Origin of the sequence: Flavobacterium nitrogenifigens, assembly GCF_003254565.1 — a bacterium.
GTDB lineage: Bacteria > Bacteroidota > Bacteroidia > Flavobacteriales > Flavobacteriaceae > Flavobacterium > Flavobacterium nitrogenifigens.
Map to the genome: position 1 here is coordinate 41,834 of NZ_QJRI01000164.1, position 17,191 is coordinate 59,024.

Consider the following 17,191-nt stretch of genomic DNA (forward strand, 5'->3'; position numbering starts at 1 on the left):
TTCTAAGACCAAAAAAAATTGCGTAAAGTCAGAGACATTTGCGCAGCTTTTCAATTCAAGTATGGCACTCTTTGCAGAGTTGGGGCTATTCCATCATATTTTACCGTAACTGTGATGTTTGTTAGAACCTCTTATTGATTTCGAAGTATTTAGTATCAGATTCAACAGTATATTTTGTAAAAAAATCAGCACCCTCAACAATAAATTCAATTGCTCCAACAGGAAATTGAAAAGATACAACGGGGATTTTCAATTCTTCATCATTCAATGTCATTCCCAAAAGAAGCTTTTTATCGTATTGCAGCTTATACCATAATCCAGTCTCTATATCTCTCCAGCGAAATGATGGATAAAAATTCATTTTTTCTTCTATTTCAATATTAGTTAAAAACTCCCATTTTTTCATTTTTATTCCAGCTACAATTTTAGTGTAAAAATAGAAGCTATATCCTGAATTTAAAATTTCATTAAAATCCTGAGTTTCTTTATTTAAATTAAAAATCCAAATTAAATCGCCTCCCAGATAATTTGGATCTGTATAGAAATATTGGAAATATCGGACTTCGCCATTCTCAATTACTTTGAATATATCGCCTCGTTTTATTTTTTTTGCCATAATCTATTTCTTTTTTATTCCGTATTTAATCCATTTTTTTTCCGCTACTGCATTTATCTTGTTATATAATTTTTCCAATTTAAGAGAAATTATTTCTGTTTGTTCATAATATTTAGCTCCATAACAGGAAGTAATCGTAAAAAGTCAGAGACTTTTATTACGTTTAGAAATTCTAAGACCAAAAAAAATTGCGCAAAGTCGGAGACATTTGTGCAGCTTTTCAGATGAACACTTCGGGGAGCTGGGGTGGAATTAATTATATATTTAATGGTTTTATATCAACTTTTTTTCCAGTTAATGAGTCATCTTTTATGATTTTTATTTTTGGAAATTTCTCGATATGCAAATTTCCTTTTACCCTAGTATAATATACATTTTCATTGCTTTCGATATCAATTGCATAAATAGTATCCTCTGTATATCGAATTATTTTCTTTTTAGTCCCCATAACAATCAAAATGGAATCGTTTGTTATTTCCCATCTGTAAATACTTGTATCAGGAATATCCGAAAAAATCCATCTTTTGTTTTTTACTTTGCTAAAAGAGTACTTCGTTACTTTTCCATTTTTGTCAAACGAAAACGTAAAACCATGGTAATTAGCTCTTTCTCTCGGCCATTCATAATTCCAGTACTGAACAGAATCTTTGCAAATCAAATATTCAAGTTTTTCTTTCCTATTCTTACAGCTAAAAGAAATTACTAAAATAAAAATAATTATTTTTTTCATAGTAAATTAGTCTTGCGGATTTTCTAAAGTTTTTAAATGAATAAGGTTTGGTAGCGTGGTGATTTTAGTTTTTAAGATGTCATCATAAAAAGTCAGAGACTTTTAGTACGTTTAGAAATTCTAAGACCAAAAAAAGTTGCGCAAAGTCAGAGACATTTGCTCAGCTTTTCAGATGAACACTTCGGAGAACAGGGGGTAATTTGTTTTGGCTGATATTTACATATAGCCCTTTTCCTTAAAATAACATTCCAAATCTTTTTTAAAAGTTGCCAAATCAAAGTCTTTAATTTTAGTTCTCAAAGTTTCTATTATTTCTAATGATTTCAAAATTTCTAAAGACACATATTTTTTAGCTTCAATTTCTGAAAAATTTTTGATTGTTTCAAAATCTAACTTTATGCTATACTCTAGACATTTTTCAACTTCATATTCAAACCCCTCACTTTTTACATATTTTTTATCTTTTGTATATTTTGGCAATTTGGGCTTAAAAAATTGTTCAAAAATTGGACTTACACATATAATTCCAATTACAATTTCCATTAAATCTTTTCCATATATTTTTTGTGTGAAAGATTTTTCCATCTCATCTGAAAAATCTATCAAAAATCTAGTTTCTTTTTTTATTTCCGCCGAAGTATATTGAGCTAAACCTAGTTTCATATATTATATTATTAATTATTATCTAAAAATTGGATTTCTCCCAGCTCTCCAAAGTCTTCCTCGCTAGCGCTGCGCAAATGTCTCTGACTTTGCGCAACCTCTAATGCTTCTTAAAAACACAAAACGTCTAAAAAGTCTCTGACTTTTAAAACGAATACTAGTTATCTATCTTCAAGAGAAATAACTTCTATATTCACCTCTTGGCCATCTTTTAGTTTTTCCTTAGTAAATGCTTCCGAAAAATCTGCCGAACCATAAATATTGGGTCCGCTAAGCAAAAAATTATATCCTTCTGTTCCATCAAGCATAATTTTAACTGAACCTGTAGGATCAGTTGTATATTCTGCCACTTTTTTAAAGGTCTTTTTTATAAAACCAAATCCTTCTTTTCTTACTTCGATTGTATCAAAAGTATTAAGCCTTGGCAATTTCGTTTTACTATCAATTGAATGTATTGTGATCGTTATTGGATCACTCTTTTTATTACAATTAAAAATTAACAAAGCAAATATAAAAACACATATAAATTTTATTGCTCTAAGGGCATTTGATTTCATAAGACACATTTAAAAAATTTAAATATTCCATTAAAAGTAATTTAATATTTGATGTAAAAGGCTGCTTTCTATGGTAAAAATTGCATAACTATTCAATTCAAGACTGAATTCTTCAATTCCAATCAATTATTACCCCTTAAAAGAGGACACTAAAAAACCAGTCCCCTAAAAAACAACCTCAATTATTATCAAATTTTTAAATCTCATAGTTTTTAGAAAATTTTAAGAACCCTTACTTTTCAAATTACTATATTTGGCGCACCTTAAAGAATAATTAATCCCACTTTCTAAGGAACAAAATTGTAATTCCTGCTGTAGTTGTATGAAACCCACTAAGTTCATATATATCGTTTTACTTTCGATGCTTTGTTTTTTCAGAGGCACCGAGACGTATTCGCCGATTTATACTTTCAGCAGCTGTATTACCTTAGATAGTGTTGCGGCAGACGACACGCAGATTTTTTCTTCCGACTTTTCTTCTTCTAAAAATCTAGAAGTTCATTATAAGCTCAAAAAGAAAATGAAATGCAGAGCGACTACTTTAGAACAAAGTACGATCAAAGCTCCGTATCTCAGTAATTTGGTTAATTTCAAGCTTTATAAAGAAAGCTTAATCTATGGTATAGCTTCTATATACCATATCGAGAGGCATCCTCACCTTCATTTGTACCAACTTTTCTAGGCTGCAAAATTTCGTCGTTTTTATATTCTAGTATTCTGGAACAATACCTCATTTACGTATGTGATGGAGCTATTATTGCTATAAAAACATTTCTCTAAAACGGTACTTTTTTAAATAAGAAGCATCCGTAAACCTTATTATTTTCAAAATCCAAATTCAGACTCCCGATATGTTAGTATCAAGGGAGCACATCTATTTATTCAAAAATTTAAACCTAATGATGAGCATTTATAAAAATCCATTTCTTTTATGCACCTTGGCTTTATTTGTTTTAGTCTCGTGCGGAGATAAAGCAAAAAAAGATTCAAACAACATAAAAACAGTTCCTGTTTACAAGGTAACTTTAAAAGACACTATAGTTTCGAGCAAATTTGTTGCCGATGTACATGCTAAAAACAATGTAGAAATTCACGTTCGTATTCCAGGTCTGTTAGACAAAGTTTACGTTAGCGAAGGACAAAAAGTAAAAAAAGGGCAAATCCTTTTCAAAATAAGCGATGTTGAACTTCAGATTCAGCTTCTAAAAGCCGAAGCCGTTTACAAAAGCGCTAAAGCCGATTTAAGAATTGCAACTGTAGAACTGGAACAGGCGCAAACTCTTTTTAATAAAAAAGTAATTGCAGATAAAGAATTAGAATTATCTAAAGCAAAAAATGATGCCGCTTCCGCGAAATTGGCTCATGCTGCTGCAGAAAGAAAAGCAATCAACCAACAGATTAGCTTCACCACTATCCGCGCGCCATTTGACGGAACAATTGACCGTATTCCGTTCAAAGAAGGAAGTTTAGTAGAAAACGGTTCGTTATTGACCACGGTTTCTCAATTAGACGATGTATACGCGTACTTCTCAATTCCTGAGAATACCTATTTCCAAATGATGGAAGACAAAACTTTAAACACGCAGGGCGATATTAAATTGGTTTTGCCAAACGGACAAGTTTACGATCAAAAAGGAGAATTAAGAACTGCCGACGGAGAAATCGACAGACAGACGGGTTCTATTCAATACAAAGCAAAATTTCACAATCCGCAAGGGTTTATCAAACATGGGACTTCTGGAAAACTGATTATTTCAGAACCAAAAACCAATGCAATTTTAATTCCGCAGAAAGCAGTTTTTTCTATTCAGGACAAACAATACGTTTTCCGCGTGAACAAAGATGGAGTAGTTAAAATGACGAATGTTACTATCGAAACCACTCTAGATGATGTGTACATCTTAAATGAAGGTCTAAAAAGCGATGACCTAATCGTGCAAGAAGGCACACAATCATTGAGAGACGGCGATAAAATCAACATGAAACAAATGTAGATTATCGATCTGTAAAACAGTTATTTAATTATTTATCTAAAACATTTAAAATGATAGAGTTATTTATCAGGAGGAAAATATTGTCATTAATCATCTCGGTTATGATAGTCCTTCTGGGATTGCTGGCGTTGTTTCAGCTCCCTATTACCCAATTCCCAGATATTGTACCACCGTCTGTAACCGTTACAGCAAAATATACAGGAGCAAACGCAGAGGTTTCGGCCAATGCCGTCGCCCTTCCGCTAGAAAGAGCCATAAATGGTGTGCCTGGAATGACGTATATGTCAACCGTAACTTCCAACGATGGTTTGACTTTAATTCAGGTTTTCTTTGAAGTAGGAACCGATCCCGATTTGGCTGCTGTGAACGTTCAGAATAGGGTTACCACGATTTTAGATGAACTTCCAGAAGAGGTAATTCGTGCCGGGGTTACAACCGAAAAAGAGGTAAACAGTATGTTGATGTATTTGAACATTACGAGTACCGACAAAACTCAGGATGAGCAGTTTATCTTCAACTTTACCGATATTAATATTCTTCAGGAATTAAAGCGTATTGATGGTGTCGGACGTGCCGAAATCATGGGACAAAAAGAATATTCGATGCGTGTCTGGCTGGATCCAGAAAAGATGCTTTCGTATAATATTTCTGCAAATGAAGTTATTGTTTCACTTCAAAAACAAAACATTTCTGCTGCTCCGGGTAAAGTTGGTGAAGGTTCAGGACAAATGAACAACCAACTGCAATACGTAATTAAATACGGCGGAAAATTCTTTGAACCAAAACAATATGAAGAAATTCCGTTAAGAGCCAATCCAGACGGAACAATTTTAAGATTGAAAGACATTTCGAAAATTGAATTTGGTGCGATGAGTTACGGAATGGTTTCTAAAACCGATGGAAAACCTTCTGCATCAATCATGTTGAAACAACGTCCAGGTTCGAATGCTTCAGAGGTTATTGCTAGCGTAAAAGAGAAAATGGCTGAACTGAAAGTCTCTTCTTTTCCTCCTGGAATGGAATTCAATATTGCATACGACGTTTCGCGTTTCCTTGACGCTTCTATTCATGAAGTATTAAGAACTTTGGTTGAAGCCTTTATTTTGGTAGCTTTCGTCGTTTTCCTTTTCCTTCAAGATTGGAGATCGACTTTAATTCCAGTATTGGCAGTTCCTGTGGCACTTATTGGTTCGTTTACTTTTATGTCGATGATGGGATTCTCAATAAACTTATTGACGCTTTTCGCTTTAGTTCTTTCGATCGGAATTGTAGTTGATAACGCGATTGTCGTCGTCGAAGCCGTTCACGTAAAAATCTCCGAAGAACATATGTCGCCAATGGAAGCTACCATTAGCGCCATGAAAGAAATTACAGGTGCCGTTATTGCAATTACGATTGTAATGGCTGCCGTATTTATTCCGGTTGCTTTCTTGAGCGGTCCGGTTGGGGTTTTCTATAGGCAGTTCTCTTTAACAATGGCCATTAGTATTGTAATTTCGGGTATTAATGCCCTTACCCTTACTCCTGCTCTTTGTGCAATTATGCTAAAAGCGCACGATCCTAACAAAGAAAAAAAATCGCTTTTAGATCGTTTCTTCCACAGATTCAACCATTGGTTTGATAATATCACTTCAAAATACATCAAAGTATTAGTAAAATTTGCTGATCGTAATACCGTTACTGTTGGTTTATTGGTGTTGTTTTGCGTATTAACTTGGGGAACAACCAAATTTTTAGCATCTGGATTTATCCCGACTGAAGATCAGGGAATGGTTTATGTAAGTGTTACAACTCCACAAGGAGCAACAGTAGAACGTACTGAAAAAGCTTTGGACGAAGTAACCAAAATTGCTCAAGGAATTAAAGGTGTAGACAACGTAACGACTCTTGCGGGATACAGTATTGTAACCGAAATCGCAGGAGCTTCTTATGGAATGGGAATGATCAACTTGAAAGACTGGAGCGAACGTGATATTTCGGTAACTGAATTCATGGCGGAACTTACAGAAAAAACCAAAAACATTTCCGATGCGCAAATCGAGATTTTTGCACCGCCAACCGTTCCCGGTTTTGGTAACACGAGTGGTTTTGAGCTTCGTTTGCTGGATAAATCTGGAGGAAGTATTACCAATACCGATAAAGTAACCAAAGAATTCATCAAAGAACTAAATGCTTCGCCAGAAATTCAGAACTCTTTCTCAAGTTTTGATGCCACTTTCCCGCAGTATTTAATTCATATTGATTACGATTTGGCGGCCAAAAAAGGAATTTCGGTAGACAATGCCATGTCGACTTTACAAACTATGTTAGGTTCTTTTTATGCAACCAATTTTATCCGTTTTTCTCAAATGTATAAAGTAATGGTTCAGGCAAGTCCACAATTCCGTCAAAATCCAGAAAGTATTTTGGATATGTATTTGAAGAATGAAGCAGGCGAAATGGTTCCGTTTTCTACTTTCATCAAATTAGAAAGAGTTTACGGTCCTGAGGTTTTAACGCGTTATAATATGTACATGTCAGCCATGATTAACGGTGAACCAGCCGAAGGTTACAGCTCTGGAGATGCCATTGCCGCTGTTGAAAAAATTGCTGCCGAAAAATTGCCAAGCCGTTTCGAATTGGAATGGTCTGGTATGACGCGTGAAGAGATTTTATCAGGAAACCAAACCATCTACATTTTTGCGCTTTGTATACTTTTTGTATACTTATTATTGGCCGCACAATACGAAAGTTTATTGCTTCCGTTCCCAGTATTATTAAGTCTTCCTGTTGGAGTTTTCGGTTCTTATATTGCACTTGTAATGGTTGGACTGGACAATAACATCTATGCCCAAGTAGCACTCGTCATGCTGATTGGTCTGCTCGCCAAAAATGCCATTCTGATTGTAGAATTCGCCATGGCGCAAAACAAACTCGGACGTGATATTGTCGAAGCAGCAATTGAAGGAGCAAGACTTCGTTTCAGACCAATTTTGATGACCTCATTTGCTTTTATTTCAGGATTGATTCCGTTGTGTATTGCTTCTGGTGCGGGTGCAATTGGTAACCGTTCGATCGGAACAGCAGCTGCGGGCGGAATGTTAATCGGAACTGTGTTTGGTCTTTTGATTATTCCAGGACTTTACATACTGTTTGCAAAATTGGAAAAACGAATGAGTAAATCTTAATGTATAATTTTTTAAACACATAGAATCATTCCCGATAGCTATCGGGATTAAAAAGCGTAAAAAAGGCGTTTCACTAGCATAAACGCACATAGCTATGTGTTAAAAACTAGTTTCTTTCAACTCCCTTTTTTTGAGAAAGAATCCCGATAGCTATCGGGAATGTTTCTATGTGTTAAAATAAAATTTTAGACAAAAGATAGAACAAAATAAATTAAACAATGAAAGAGATATTAAATCAATATAAAAATACTGATGTGCAGTTTCTAAGGACAACCAAAAGTGCCGTTGTAATAACCGGAATTTTACTTTTGACAGCTTGTTCTGCACCAAAAGTCAGTACAAAACTAGACGCTGCAAAGCTTCCAGAAAATTTTGATGCACAAAGAAAAGAAACATCAAACGAGACTTTTATTCCATTAAAAACAGAAACCTTTTTTAAAGATCCAAAATTAGAAGCTTTATTAAAGAAAGCCATTGCCAAGAATCCTGATTATTTAATCATGCAGGAAAGAATTCTTATTGCCAATTCGCATTTAAAAGTGGCAAAACTGGCGCTTCTTCCCTCTTTAGATTTTGTTGCCGATGCTTCTGGAACACATTACGGAAAATATACGATGGAAGGCGTTGGTAACTTTGATACTAACTTCTCTCAGAATATTACAGACAAACAAAAAATCAACGAAAATGTTTCTCCTAACTTTTTTCTAGGAGCAAAAGTTTCTTGGGAAGCTGATATCTGGGGAAAATTAAGCAATCGTAAAAAAGCGGCTCAACAGCGATTTTTTGCTTCTCAACAAGGAATGCGTTTGTTGCAAACACGTCTTTTAAGTGATGTTGCCGACTTATATTTCAAACTGATTGCATTAGACAAACAAAAGTCTATTTACGATAACAACTTAAAAACACAGGAAAGAGCTCTTGATATTGTATCGGCACAAAGATCTGTTGGAAAAGCTACAGAATTGGCTGTACAGCAATTTAATGCCCAAAACAATAACATTCATGCTGAAGCTTCAGAACTGCATTTAAGCATTGATCAGACCGAGAAAGCTTTATTGACGCTTTTGGGTGAATATGGCGGAAAAATTGACCGAAGCAGTGACTTTCTAGCTGGTCATTTAGAAGTTTTAAACCAAAAAATAAGTGTGGATTCTATCATTCATAAAAGACCAGATGTATCTGAAGCTTACTTCGAATTATTAGCAAGTAATGCCGATGCTAAATCGGCTCGCGCTGCCTTTTTCCCAACGGTAAATCTAGGCGGTTATGCAGGTTTCAATTCGTTTTCGTTCAACACTTTATTTGATGCTGGTTCTTTCGCTTGGCAGTTATTAGGAGGTTTAACAGCTCCTGTTTTCAATAAAGGACAGATCAAACAGGAATTTTATGTTTCGAACAGAAGACAGGAAATCTCATTCCTTCAATATCAAAATGCAGTGACAACAGCGTTCAACGAATTAAGCGCTTTACTGCACCGAAACGAAGCTTACGAAGATGTTTTAAAATATAAATTGAACGAAATTGATCATCTAGAAATTGCCGTAAATGTCTCAAACGATCTGTATTTGAGCGGTTATGCCAATTATCTCGAAATCATCAATGCGCAAAAAAATAAATTGCAGGCCGAATTGGATTTTGTTGATATCCAACTTCGAAATGCAAACTCACAAGTATTGCTGTACAAAGCTTTAGGCGGAGGAATAAATTAGTTTATATGTTGGTCAAAAATGGCTTCTGTTTATAATAGCTCATCGCAGAGGTTATTTTTAAGTCCCGTTTCTATTTTGAAACGGGATTTTTTTATTAAAACATGACCCGTAGAACTAAATTATTTTAACACATAGATAAAAGCCATATATTTTACCGCAAAGTCCGCAAAAGATTTTACGCAAAGTGCACAAAGTTTTGTACAATCATTATAATGAAAAAGTTCGCAAAACCTTGTGAGGGCATAGCTTTGCGAACTTAAAATATCGATTAGGATTAGTCTCAAAATAAAAATCTCTTTGCGAACTTTGCGTTAATTTTTATGCCCTTCAACAGGAAAGCTATTGTTTTTTTATCGAAATTTTTCGGTTACATTTAACAACTATTATCTTTATTCCAAAAAACAAAAAATGGATATTTCCAAAATTCTCGATTACATACACGAACTTCCTGAGCAGTCTAAGCTTGCTTTGCAAAACAATGTCACCGAAATTGCTTTTGCTAAAGGTCATATTTTGCTAAAAGCCAATAAAGTAGAATCTAATATTTATTTTATAAAAAAAGGATTGGTGCGAGCATATGTAGAAAGAGATAATGAAGTTACGTTTTGGTTTGGAAAAGAAGGCGAAACCATTATTTCGATGAAAAGTTATGTGGAAGATCAGCCTGGTTATGAAACCATCGAACTTTTGGAAGACTGCGAATTGTACGAACTCAAAACAGAAAATCTGAGAAAACTCTTTAATGAAGATGTTCACATTGCCAATTGGGGACGAAAATTTGCCGAAAAAGAATTGATAAAAACCGAAGAACGTTTGATTTCTAAACAGTTCAAAAACGCTTCTGAACGCTATTTGGAATTAATGAAAGATCATCCTGAATTACTGCAAAGAGTACAATTAGGACATATTGCTTCTTATTTAGGTATTACGCAAGTCAGTTTAAGCAGAATTCGTGCAGAATTAAAATAACAGTTAGTGTAAATTATTTTAACACATAGAAACATAGCTTTTAGAAACTTTAAAAAAGGCGTTTCACTAATTTGAACACACATAGCTATGTGTGAAAGCTAGCTTTTTCTCCAATCTTATAAAAGGAGCAATTAAAAAATCTATGTTTCTATGTGTTAAAATTAAATTTTGTTCTATTTCAATGGTAGTAAAATAAATTGATTTTTTATCATTTGTTAATTTTTTTCTGATTTCCATAAAAGAACTTTGCATCACAAAATTTTAACTATATGAACTGGATTATTTTAATCATCGCGGGTCTATTTGAAGTAGCCTTCGCATCATGTCTTGGAAAAGCAAAAGCAACTACTGGAACCGAAATGTACTATTGGTATATTGGTTTCTTTATATCTTTAACCATTAGTATGCTTTTACTTATGAAAGCTACAGAAACACTTCCGTTAGGAACCGCTTATGCTGTCTGGACAGGAATTGGAGCTGTGGGAACTGTTTTGGTAGGAATCTTTATTTTTAAAGAACCAGCAGCCTTCTGGAGATTGTTTTTCTTGGCTACTTTAGTTGGTTCTATTGTTGGTTTAAAGGCGGTTTCTCACTAAAAATATATTTTACGATTATACTCAACTTTGTCAAAGTTTCGAACTTTGACAAAGTTTTTTTGTTTTTAAACATATTATTTACCCTATTTTTTCCATTACTCATAACCACAATCTTGTCATTCCGAGGAACGAGGAATCACACGCGGGATTCAATAAAGATTGGAGAAATTCGGTACGGAGTTTCTAGTGTGATTCTTCGTTCCTCAGAATGACAAACTGTATCTTGAACTTGGTCAAAGTTTAAAACTTTGACAAACTTTCCACTTTAGTTTTGTTTTTCATCTTGGAATTTGGGATTTAAAACTTGTAATTTAAAACAACTAATGCAATTTCAGCATCACCTGATAAAAAAATAGCATTTTTAATCATTATTCACTCCTTTATCTTTGTCAAAAATTAAAGCCTAAAATTAAAAATGACATTCAGCCATTCCATTAAATCTTTTGACGAATTAACCAATCACGAATTGTACGATATGCTTCGGTTAAGAAGCGACGTTTTTGTGGTAGAACAAAACTGCCCTTATCTCGATTTAGACAATAAAGACCAAAAAGGTTTTCATTTATTGTATTACGTCGATAACGAATTGGCAGGTGTAACGCGATTACTTCCAAAAGGAATATCGTATGATGAAGTTTCAATAGGAAGAGTTGTAATTGCAAAATCTCATCGCGGATTAGGTTTAGGAGTAAAACTAATGGAAGCTTCAATTGCGGGCTGCGAAGAGAAGTTTGGAAAAGGTCCAATCCGAATTAGTGCGCAATACCATTTATCCAAATTCTACCAATCTTTGGGATTTGTAGAACAAGGTGAAGTGTATGATGAAGACGGAATTCCGCATATCGGAATGCTGAGAGCGTAACGATTTACGGAATAATCAATTTCAAAACATTGGCCAGCACGGGGTTATGATCTTCGGTTCTCCAATTGACATAAAGATCGGTTTCTAGCGGTAATTTGATAAATCGGATTCCTGGAATTTCATGAAAAAGATACGAATCGGGTAAAATGGCGATTCCGAGTCCTTTTCGAACCAAAGCAATTATAGAAGAACCAAATTCAGACTGAAGATAAGCTTCTGGCGCGTTATCCAAAGAATTGAATAATCTCTGAATAAGGTCGCTGTAACTGCTCCCTTCGTCATTAGTTGGCAAAATAAACTTTTGAGAAGCAAGGGTTTCTTTAGTAAAATCCTCTGGCGTTTGATATGGATGATCTTCTGGAACAACAACTGCTAAGTGATCGGTATATATCTTTTGAGATTGAATATCTTTTGCATTATTGATATCTCTGGTAATCGCCAGATCTATTTTATAATTTCGCAGAAAATCCTGCTGATTCTCGTACAATACCTGAACCAGTTTGATTTTTAATTTTGGAAAAGCTTCTGAAATGCGCGACAAAATTTCGGGCATTAGAGAAGCCGAAATAGAATCGGGATGAGAAATGGTAATCGTACCACTCTCGCCTAACTGAATTTGGCGGGCAGATTGATGAATGAATTCGAGTTTACTCAATTCTACCTCCCATTTTTCTTTTAAGAACTGACCAGCAGCCGTTAGTTTGACATTGCGTTTATTACGCTCAAACAACTGAACGCCAAGCTGATTCTCAAGAGACTGAATCTGACGGCTGAGCGCTGATTGTGTAATGTTCATTTTTCCAGCGGTGTTCCAGAAATGAAGTTCGCGGGCTAAGGCCAAAAAATATTTAATCTGCTGCAAATCCATTGATGCAATTTACGCATTTATCGCAAACAAAAAACAGCTTTTAACGCATTAAAGAAATAAGAAATGAACACGCTAAAAATAACCAAAGCCACAACTGATGACGTTTTAAAATTGCAATCAATTGGCCGACAAACCTTTTCTGAGACTTTTGCTGATGTAAATAGCGAAGAAAACATGAAAAAGTATCTGGACGAAAGCTTCGCTACAGCGAAACTAACAGCAGAACTAAAGAATCTTTCATCTTATTTCTACTTAGCTGTTTTAGATGAAAAAATAGTTGGTTACTTAAAATTGAATACAGCTGATGCTCAAACCGAAAAAGAAGATTTGAATGCCTTAGAAATAGAACGTATTTATGTGGCAAAAGAATTTCACGGTAAAAAAGTTGCTCAGGCGTTATACGCTCAAGCAGAACAAATGGCTGAAGAAATAAAAGCTTCGTATATGTGGCTTGGCGTTTGGGAAAAGAATTTCAGAGCTGTAAGTTTCTACACTAAAAATGGTTTCATACAATTTGACACCCATATTTTTAGATTAGGTAACGACGAGCAAACCGATTTAATGATGAAAAAAGTATTGATTTAAAATGGAAAGAAGACAGCTTTTATTGTTTTTATTAATTCTTGGCACTGCATTTTGGGGAGTATCTTACTCTGTTACGAAAATGGCAATTGGCCACTATTCGTTAAACGTATTTTTATTTTATCGTTTCTTGTTAGCTGTTGTGGTATTGAGTATTATTTTTTGGAAATATGTCAAAGACATTAATCGAGAAGCTATTAAAACAGGTTTTTTACTTGCTGTACCCATGTTTTTAGGTATTCAGCTTCAAACTGTTGGACTTAAATATACAGATGCTTCTCAATGTTCTTTTATTGCAGGATTAACCGTTATTATTATTCCGTTATTAAAACTTGCAATTTATAAAACCAACGCTTCATTAAAAATCTGGATTGCCGCTTTGACGGCTTTAACTGGCTTATTTATTATTGCCATTCAGGATAAATTTACCATAAACTTTGGAGACTTATTTACCATTGCGGGAGCCTTTGCTTTTGCAGTTTATTTGATTGCTGTTGAAAAACATTCGGCTACCAAAAACCTTTTGTATTCTATTGTGCCAATGTTTGCGTTTTGTGCGCTTTTTACTTTTTTTATAGCGATAACAGATAGTTCATCAGAATGGTTGCCTCAAAATAATACGTTCTGGATGGGCGTAATTTATTGTGCATTATTTTCTACAGCTTTTATGTATACGGTTTCAAACATTTCACAACGCTATTTATCGGCGGAACGCGTGGCGGTTATTTATTTGTTTGAACCTGTTTTTGGGGCAATTGGAGCGTTTTTTATTTTAGGTGAAAATCTTTCGTGGCGTTTGCTTTTGGGCGGAACTTTGATTTTTTCTGCGACCATTATTTCTGAAGTGAATTTTAAAAATAATAAACTAAAAATTCTAACTAAGAAAATCTAATTCACTTTTCTGCAAAATTATAACACATAGAAACATAGTTTATTGGGCTTATTAAAGGCGTTTCACTAGCTAAAATACACATAGCTATGTGTTAGAAACTAGTTTCTTTCAATTGTCTTTTTTGAGAAAGAAAAACCTATGTTTCTATGTGTTTAAAAACAAAAACTTTCAAGAAACTATCAATCCTCAATCAGACTAATCTCAAAAACCGTTTTTCCATTTTCGGTTTTATGCGAAATATAACCGCCATGTGCTTCTATAATATTCTTAGATAAAGTAAGTCCAATACCAGCTCCTTCGATTCGGGTGGTGAAAAACGGAAGGAATATTTTGTCCTCAATTTCTTTTTCGATTCCTTTTCCAGAGTCTGAGACTTTTATAAAAATGCGGTTGTTTTTGGCTTCCGCCGAAATCGAAATTTGCTTCGAATTGCAGTTTTCTAAAGCATTAATCGAATTCGTCAACAAATTGATCACTACCTGCTCTATCTGTTGTGAATCGATATTTATAAGATAGTTTTGGGTAACAGCATTAATCACTTCAATATTATTTTTCCTAAACAAAGGATTCATAACTTGAATGCAGTTTTCAACTAGTTGCTGCAATGCTGCTTTTTCTTTTTTAGGCGAAGGAAGCATTGCCAATTTTCGATACCCTTCAACAAATTTCTGCAAATGATCACTTCGTCTCAACATCGTCTGCACGCTGTTTTTTATATCTTCTAAATCTTCTGTCGAAAGCGAATCTTGTTCTACTAAATCTTCCAGATTTTGGCAAATGGAACGAATTGGCGTTATAGAATTTAGCAATTCATGCGAAATCACTTTCATCAAATTAATCCACGCATCTTTTTCTTTTTTTTCTACTACATTCTGAATAGAATCTAACAAAACAATAAAATAATCCTGACCAAAAATTTCAGTACGAGAAGCTTGCAAAACAAACGTCTGTTTGCTTTGTTCATTTATGCTAAGCTCGATTGAAGTTTTGATTTCATGAAAATCATCTTCTTCGATAATTTCACACAAAGAAGGTAGCTGATTTTTAAGATATTTCCATTTTGAAACTTTCGGAACATTAAAATGACTCGAAAAATAATCGTTCATTAAAAAAATGCTCCAATCGTTTTCTTGTTTCTGTAAAATAATAATGCCAGATTCTATATTATTTAAAATCGAACGATAAATAATATCTCTTGTAACTTGCTCATTTTGTTTGTTTTTTAAGGTTTCATACAAAGTAAAAAGCTCATTATAAGTACTATTGAATTTATGCTTAGAAAAATCGGAACTAAAATCATCCTGCAATATCGAAGAAATGGTTTTATTATAAATCAGAACCATATTTCTAACATAAAAATACATTTCCCTTCCTAGCAGAAAAACCATGCAGAGGCCAAAAATTCCCGTAAAAAGCAAACCAATTCTAAAGAAATACAACGACAATTCGATTCCGATCACGATAAAAATTAATCGCAGAAAAAGGAGTTTATAAGTTTGTAAAGTCCTTAGCATAATTAGTCGATATTGATATTAAATTTCTCCAAACGTCTGTAAAGCGCACCTCTTGATAATCCCAATTCTTCTGCAGTTTTACTGATATTGTTGTTGTTTTTAAGAAGCGCTTTTTCAACCGTTGCTTTTTCAACCGAAGAAAGTTGAATATCATCTGAGTTTTCCTCGTAAGGCGTTATCGTTTCCAAATCCAGATCAGAAACCGTTATAGTGTTATTTTCGCAAAGAATAACGGCACGTTCAATCTTATTCTCCATTTCGCGGATATTTCCGTTCCAAGCGTGTTTTTCAATCTGTTCTAAGACTTTTTTGTCAAAAGTGATTTCGTCACGGCTATATTTTTCAATCATTTTATCCAAAAGATATTCGGCAAGCGGAATCTTATCTTCGTGGCGTTCTCTTAGCGGAGGCAAAACAATTTCCATCGTATTGATGCGATAATACAAGTCTTCACGGAAGTTTTTATCGGCAACTTCTAATTTTAAGTTCAAATTGGTTGCTGCAATAATTCTAACGTTTAAAGGTCTTGCTTTAGTTTCTCCCAATCTTGTTATGGTTTTGGTCTGAATAACTTGCAAAAGTTTTGATTGTAAATGAAGCGGTACATTTCCTATTTCGTCTAAGAAAATAGTTCCATTTTGTGCCATTTCAAAACGTCCCGCTGTATCCGTTTTAGCATCGGTAAAAGCGCCTTTGGCATAACCAAACAATTCGCTTTCGAAAATATTCGAATTCAAAGAACCCAAATCAACTGCAATAAACGGCTGATTTTTCCTTTCGGATTGGGTATGAATATGATGTGCCAAAACAAATTTTCCTGTTCCGTTTTCGCCCAAAATCAAAACATTAGCGTCGGTTTTTGCGACTTTATCTGCCAACGAATAAGCCTTTTTTATAATCTCAGAACTGCCAACAAAAAAGTCTTGTTTCATCTCGACATCTTTGTTTTTCTTCTGTTCTTTTCGGGCTTTATCGACTGCTTGTTTTACCGATTCTAAAAGCTTTTTATTTTCCCAAGGTTTCAGAATATAATCAAAAGCACCCGATTTTAAACCTTCGACAGCTGTTTCTACTTTTCCGAAAGCGGTCATTAAGATTACAACAGTTTTCGGCGAAAGCGTTTTTATTTCTTTCAATAAATACAAACCTTCTCTCCCATCTTCAAAACCTAATCTGTAATTCATGTCTAAGAGTACAACATCAATGGCATTTTTTGCCAATAATTCGACAATGTTTTTCGGATTATTGAGCGTATAAATGTTCTCAAAATACTTTTTCAGATAGACTTTTGATGCAAAAAGAATGTCTTCCTGATCGTCGATGATTAAAATAGATGCGTTGGTCTTTTTCATTATTGTTCAGTTTTGGACGAAAGGTGTCCACTTATGGACAGTTAAAATTCATTCAGAAAAATAATCCCTTAAAAACAAGGTATTTACAAGGTTTAATTTACTGGCACGAAAATCACATTA

15 protein-coding genes are annotated in these 17,191 nt (G+C 34.2%); 8 read left to right on the forward strand and 7 right to left on the reverse strand.

The window, feature by feature from the left end; genetic code table 11:
• Window positions 1–121 precede the first annotated feature (121 nt).
• The 4 genes from DM397_RS04680 to DM397_RS04695 form a co-directional block, all read right to left on the reverse strand.
• Window positions 122–616: a hypothetical protein gene (locus DM397_RS04680; RefSeq protein WP_111376428.1), complete on the reverse strand. Its 495-nt coding sequence runs from the start codon at window positions 614–616 to the stop codon at window positions 122–124.
• Window positions 617–872: 256 nt separating this feature from the next.
• A complete protein-coding gene (locus DM397_RS04685; protein ID WP_111376429.1) occupies window positions 873–1,346 on the reverse strand; it encodes a hypothetical protein in 474 nt (157 codons plus the stop codon).
• A 216-nt stretch (window positions 1,347–1,562) separates the two neighbouring features.
• On the reverse strand, window positions 1,563–2,009 hold the full coding sequence (locus tag DM397_RS04690) for a hypothetical protein (RefSeq protein ID WP_111376430.1): 447 nt from the start codon (window positions 2,007–2,009) through the stop codon (window positions 1,563–1,565).
• A 161-nt stretch (window positions 2,010–2,170) separates the two neighbouring features.
• On the reverse strand, window positions 2,171–2,566 hold the full coding sequence (locus DM397_RS04695; RefSeq protein WP_111376431.1) for a hypothetical protein: 396 nt from the start codon (window positions 2,564–2,566) through the stop codon (window positions 2,171–2,173).
• A gap of 899 nt (window positions 2,567–3,465) precedes the next feature.
• On the opposite strand from DM397_RS04695, the gene DM397_RS04705 reads away from it, so the two are divergent.
• The 6 genes from DM397_RS04705 to DM397_RS04735 all read left to right on the forward strand — a co-directional run bounded on the left by DM397_RS04705 (window position 3,466) and on the right by DM397_RS04735 (window position 11,863).
• Window positions 3,466–4,560 (forward strand): efflux RND transporter periplasmic adaptor subunit, encoded by a 1,095-nt coding sequence (locus DM397_RS04705; protein ID WP_239457797.1) that lies wholly within the window; start codon window positions 3,466–3,468, stop codon window positions 4,558–4,560.
• A gap of 50 nt (window positions 4,561–4,610) precedes the next feature.
• Window positions 4,611–7,727 carry an efflux RND transporter permease subunit gene (locus DM397_RS04710; protein ID WP_111376434.1) on the forward strand — a complete coding sequence of 1,039 codons (3,117 nt, stop codon included), beginning with the start codon at window positions 4,611–4,613 and terminating at the stop codon, window positions 7,725–7,727.
• Between the two features lie 218 nt (window positions 7,728–7,945).
• The gene (locus DM397_RS04715; RefSeq protein WP_111376435.1) at window positions 7,946–9,436 is read left to right on the forward strand and encodes a TolC family protein; all 1,491 of its coding nucleotides are present in this window, start codon (window positions 7,946–7,948) and stop codon (window positions 9,434–9,436) included.
• A 408-nt stretch (window positions 9,437–9,844) separates the two neighbouring features.
• Complete coding sequence (locus DM397_RS04720) at window positions 9,845–10,405, forward strand: Crp/Fnr family transcriptional regulator (RefSeq protein WP_111376472.1); 561 nt, start codon at window positions 9,845–9,847, stop codon at window positions 10,403–10,405.
• A 269-nt stretch (window positions 10,406–10,674) separates the two neighbouring features.
• Entirely contained in the window at window positions 10,675–11,001 is a 327-nt protein-coding gene (locus tag DM397_RS04730; protein ID WP_111376437.1) for a DMT family transporter, read from the forward strand.
• A gap of 415 nt (window positions 11,002–11,416) precedes the next feature.
• Window positions 11,417–11,863, forward strand: a complete 447-nt coding sequence (locus DM397_RS04735) for a GNAT family N-acetyltransferase (RefSeq protein ID WP_111376438.1) — start codon at window positions 11,417–11,419, stop codon at window positions 11,861–11,863.
• Between the two features lie 4 nt (window positions 11,864–11,867).
• On the opposite strand, the gene DM397_RS04740 is transcribed toward DM397_RS04735, so the two are convergent.
• Complete coding sequence (locus tag DM397_RS04740) at window positions 11,868–12,731, reverse strand: LysR family transcriptional regulator (RefSeq protein WP_111376439.1); 864 nt, start codon at window positions 12,729–12,731, stop codon at window positions 11,868–11,870.
• A gap of 63 nt (window positions 12,732–12,794) precedes the next feature.
• Between DM397_RS04740 and DM397_RS04745 the strand changes: the two genes are divergently transcribed.
• Both DM397_RS04745 and DM397_RS04750 read left to right on the forward strand, forming a co-directional pair.
• Complete coding sequence (locus DM397_RS04745; RefSeq protein ID WP_111376440.1) at window positions 12,795–13,316, forward strand: GNAT family N-acetyltransferase; 522 nt, start codon at window positions 12,795–12,797, stop codon at window positions 13,314–13,316.
• A 1-nt stretch (window position 13,317) separates the two neighbouring features.
• On the forward strand, window positions 13,318–14,205 hold the full coding sequence (locus DM397_RS04750) for a DMT family transporter (RefSeq protein ID WP_111376441.1): 888 nt from the start codon (window positions 13,318–13,320) through the stop codon (window positions 14,203–14,205).
• 179 nt (window positions 14,206–14,384) lie between these two features.
• On the opposite strand, the gene DM397_RS04755 is transcribed toward DM397_RS04750, so the two are convergent.
• Window positions 14,385–15,719: a sensor histidine kinase gene (locus DM397_RS04755; RefSeq protein WP_111376442.1), complete on the reverse strand. Its 1,335-nt coding sequence runs from the start codon at window positions 15,717–15,719 to the stop codon at window positions 14,385–14,387.
• Between the two features lie 2 nt (window positions 15,720–15,721).
• Window positions 15,722–17,071 carry a sigma-54-dependent transcriptional regulator gene (locus DM397_RS04760; RefSeq protein ID WP_111376443.1) on the reverse strand — a complete coding sequence of 450 codons (1,350 nt, stop codon included), beginning with the start codon at window positions 17,069–17,071 and terminating at the stop codon, window positions 15,722–15,724.
• Window positions 17,072–17,191: the final 120 nt, after the last annotated feature.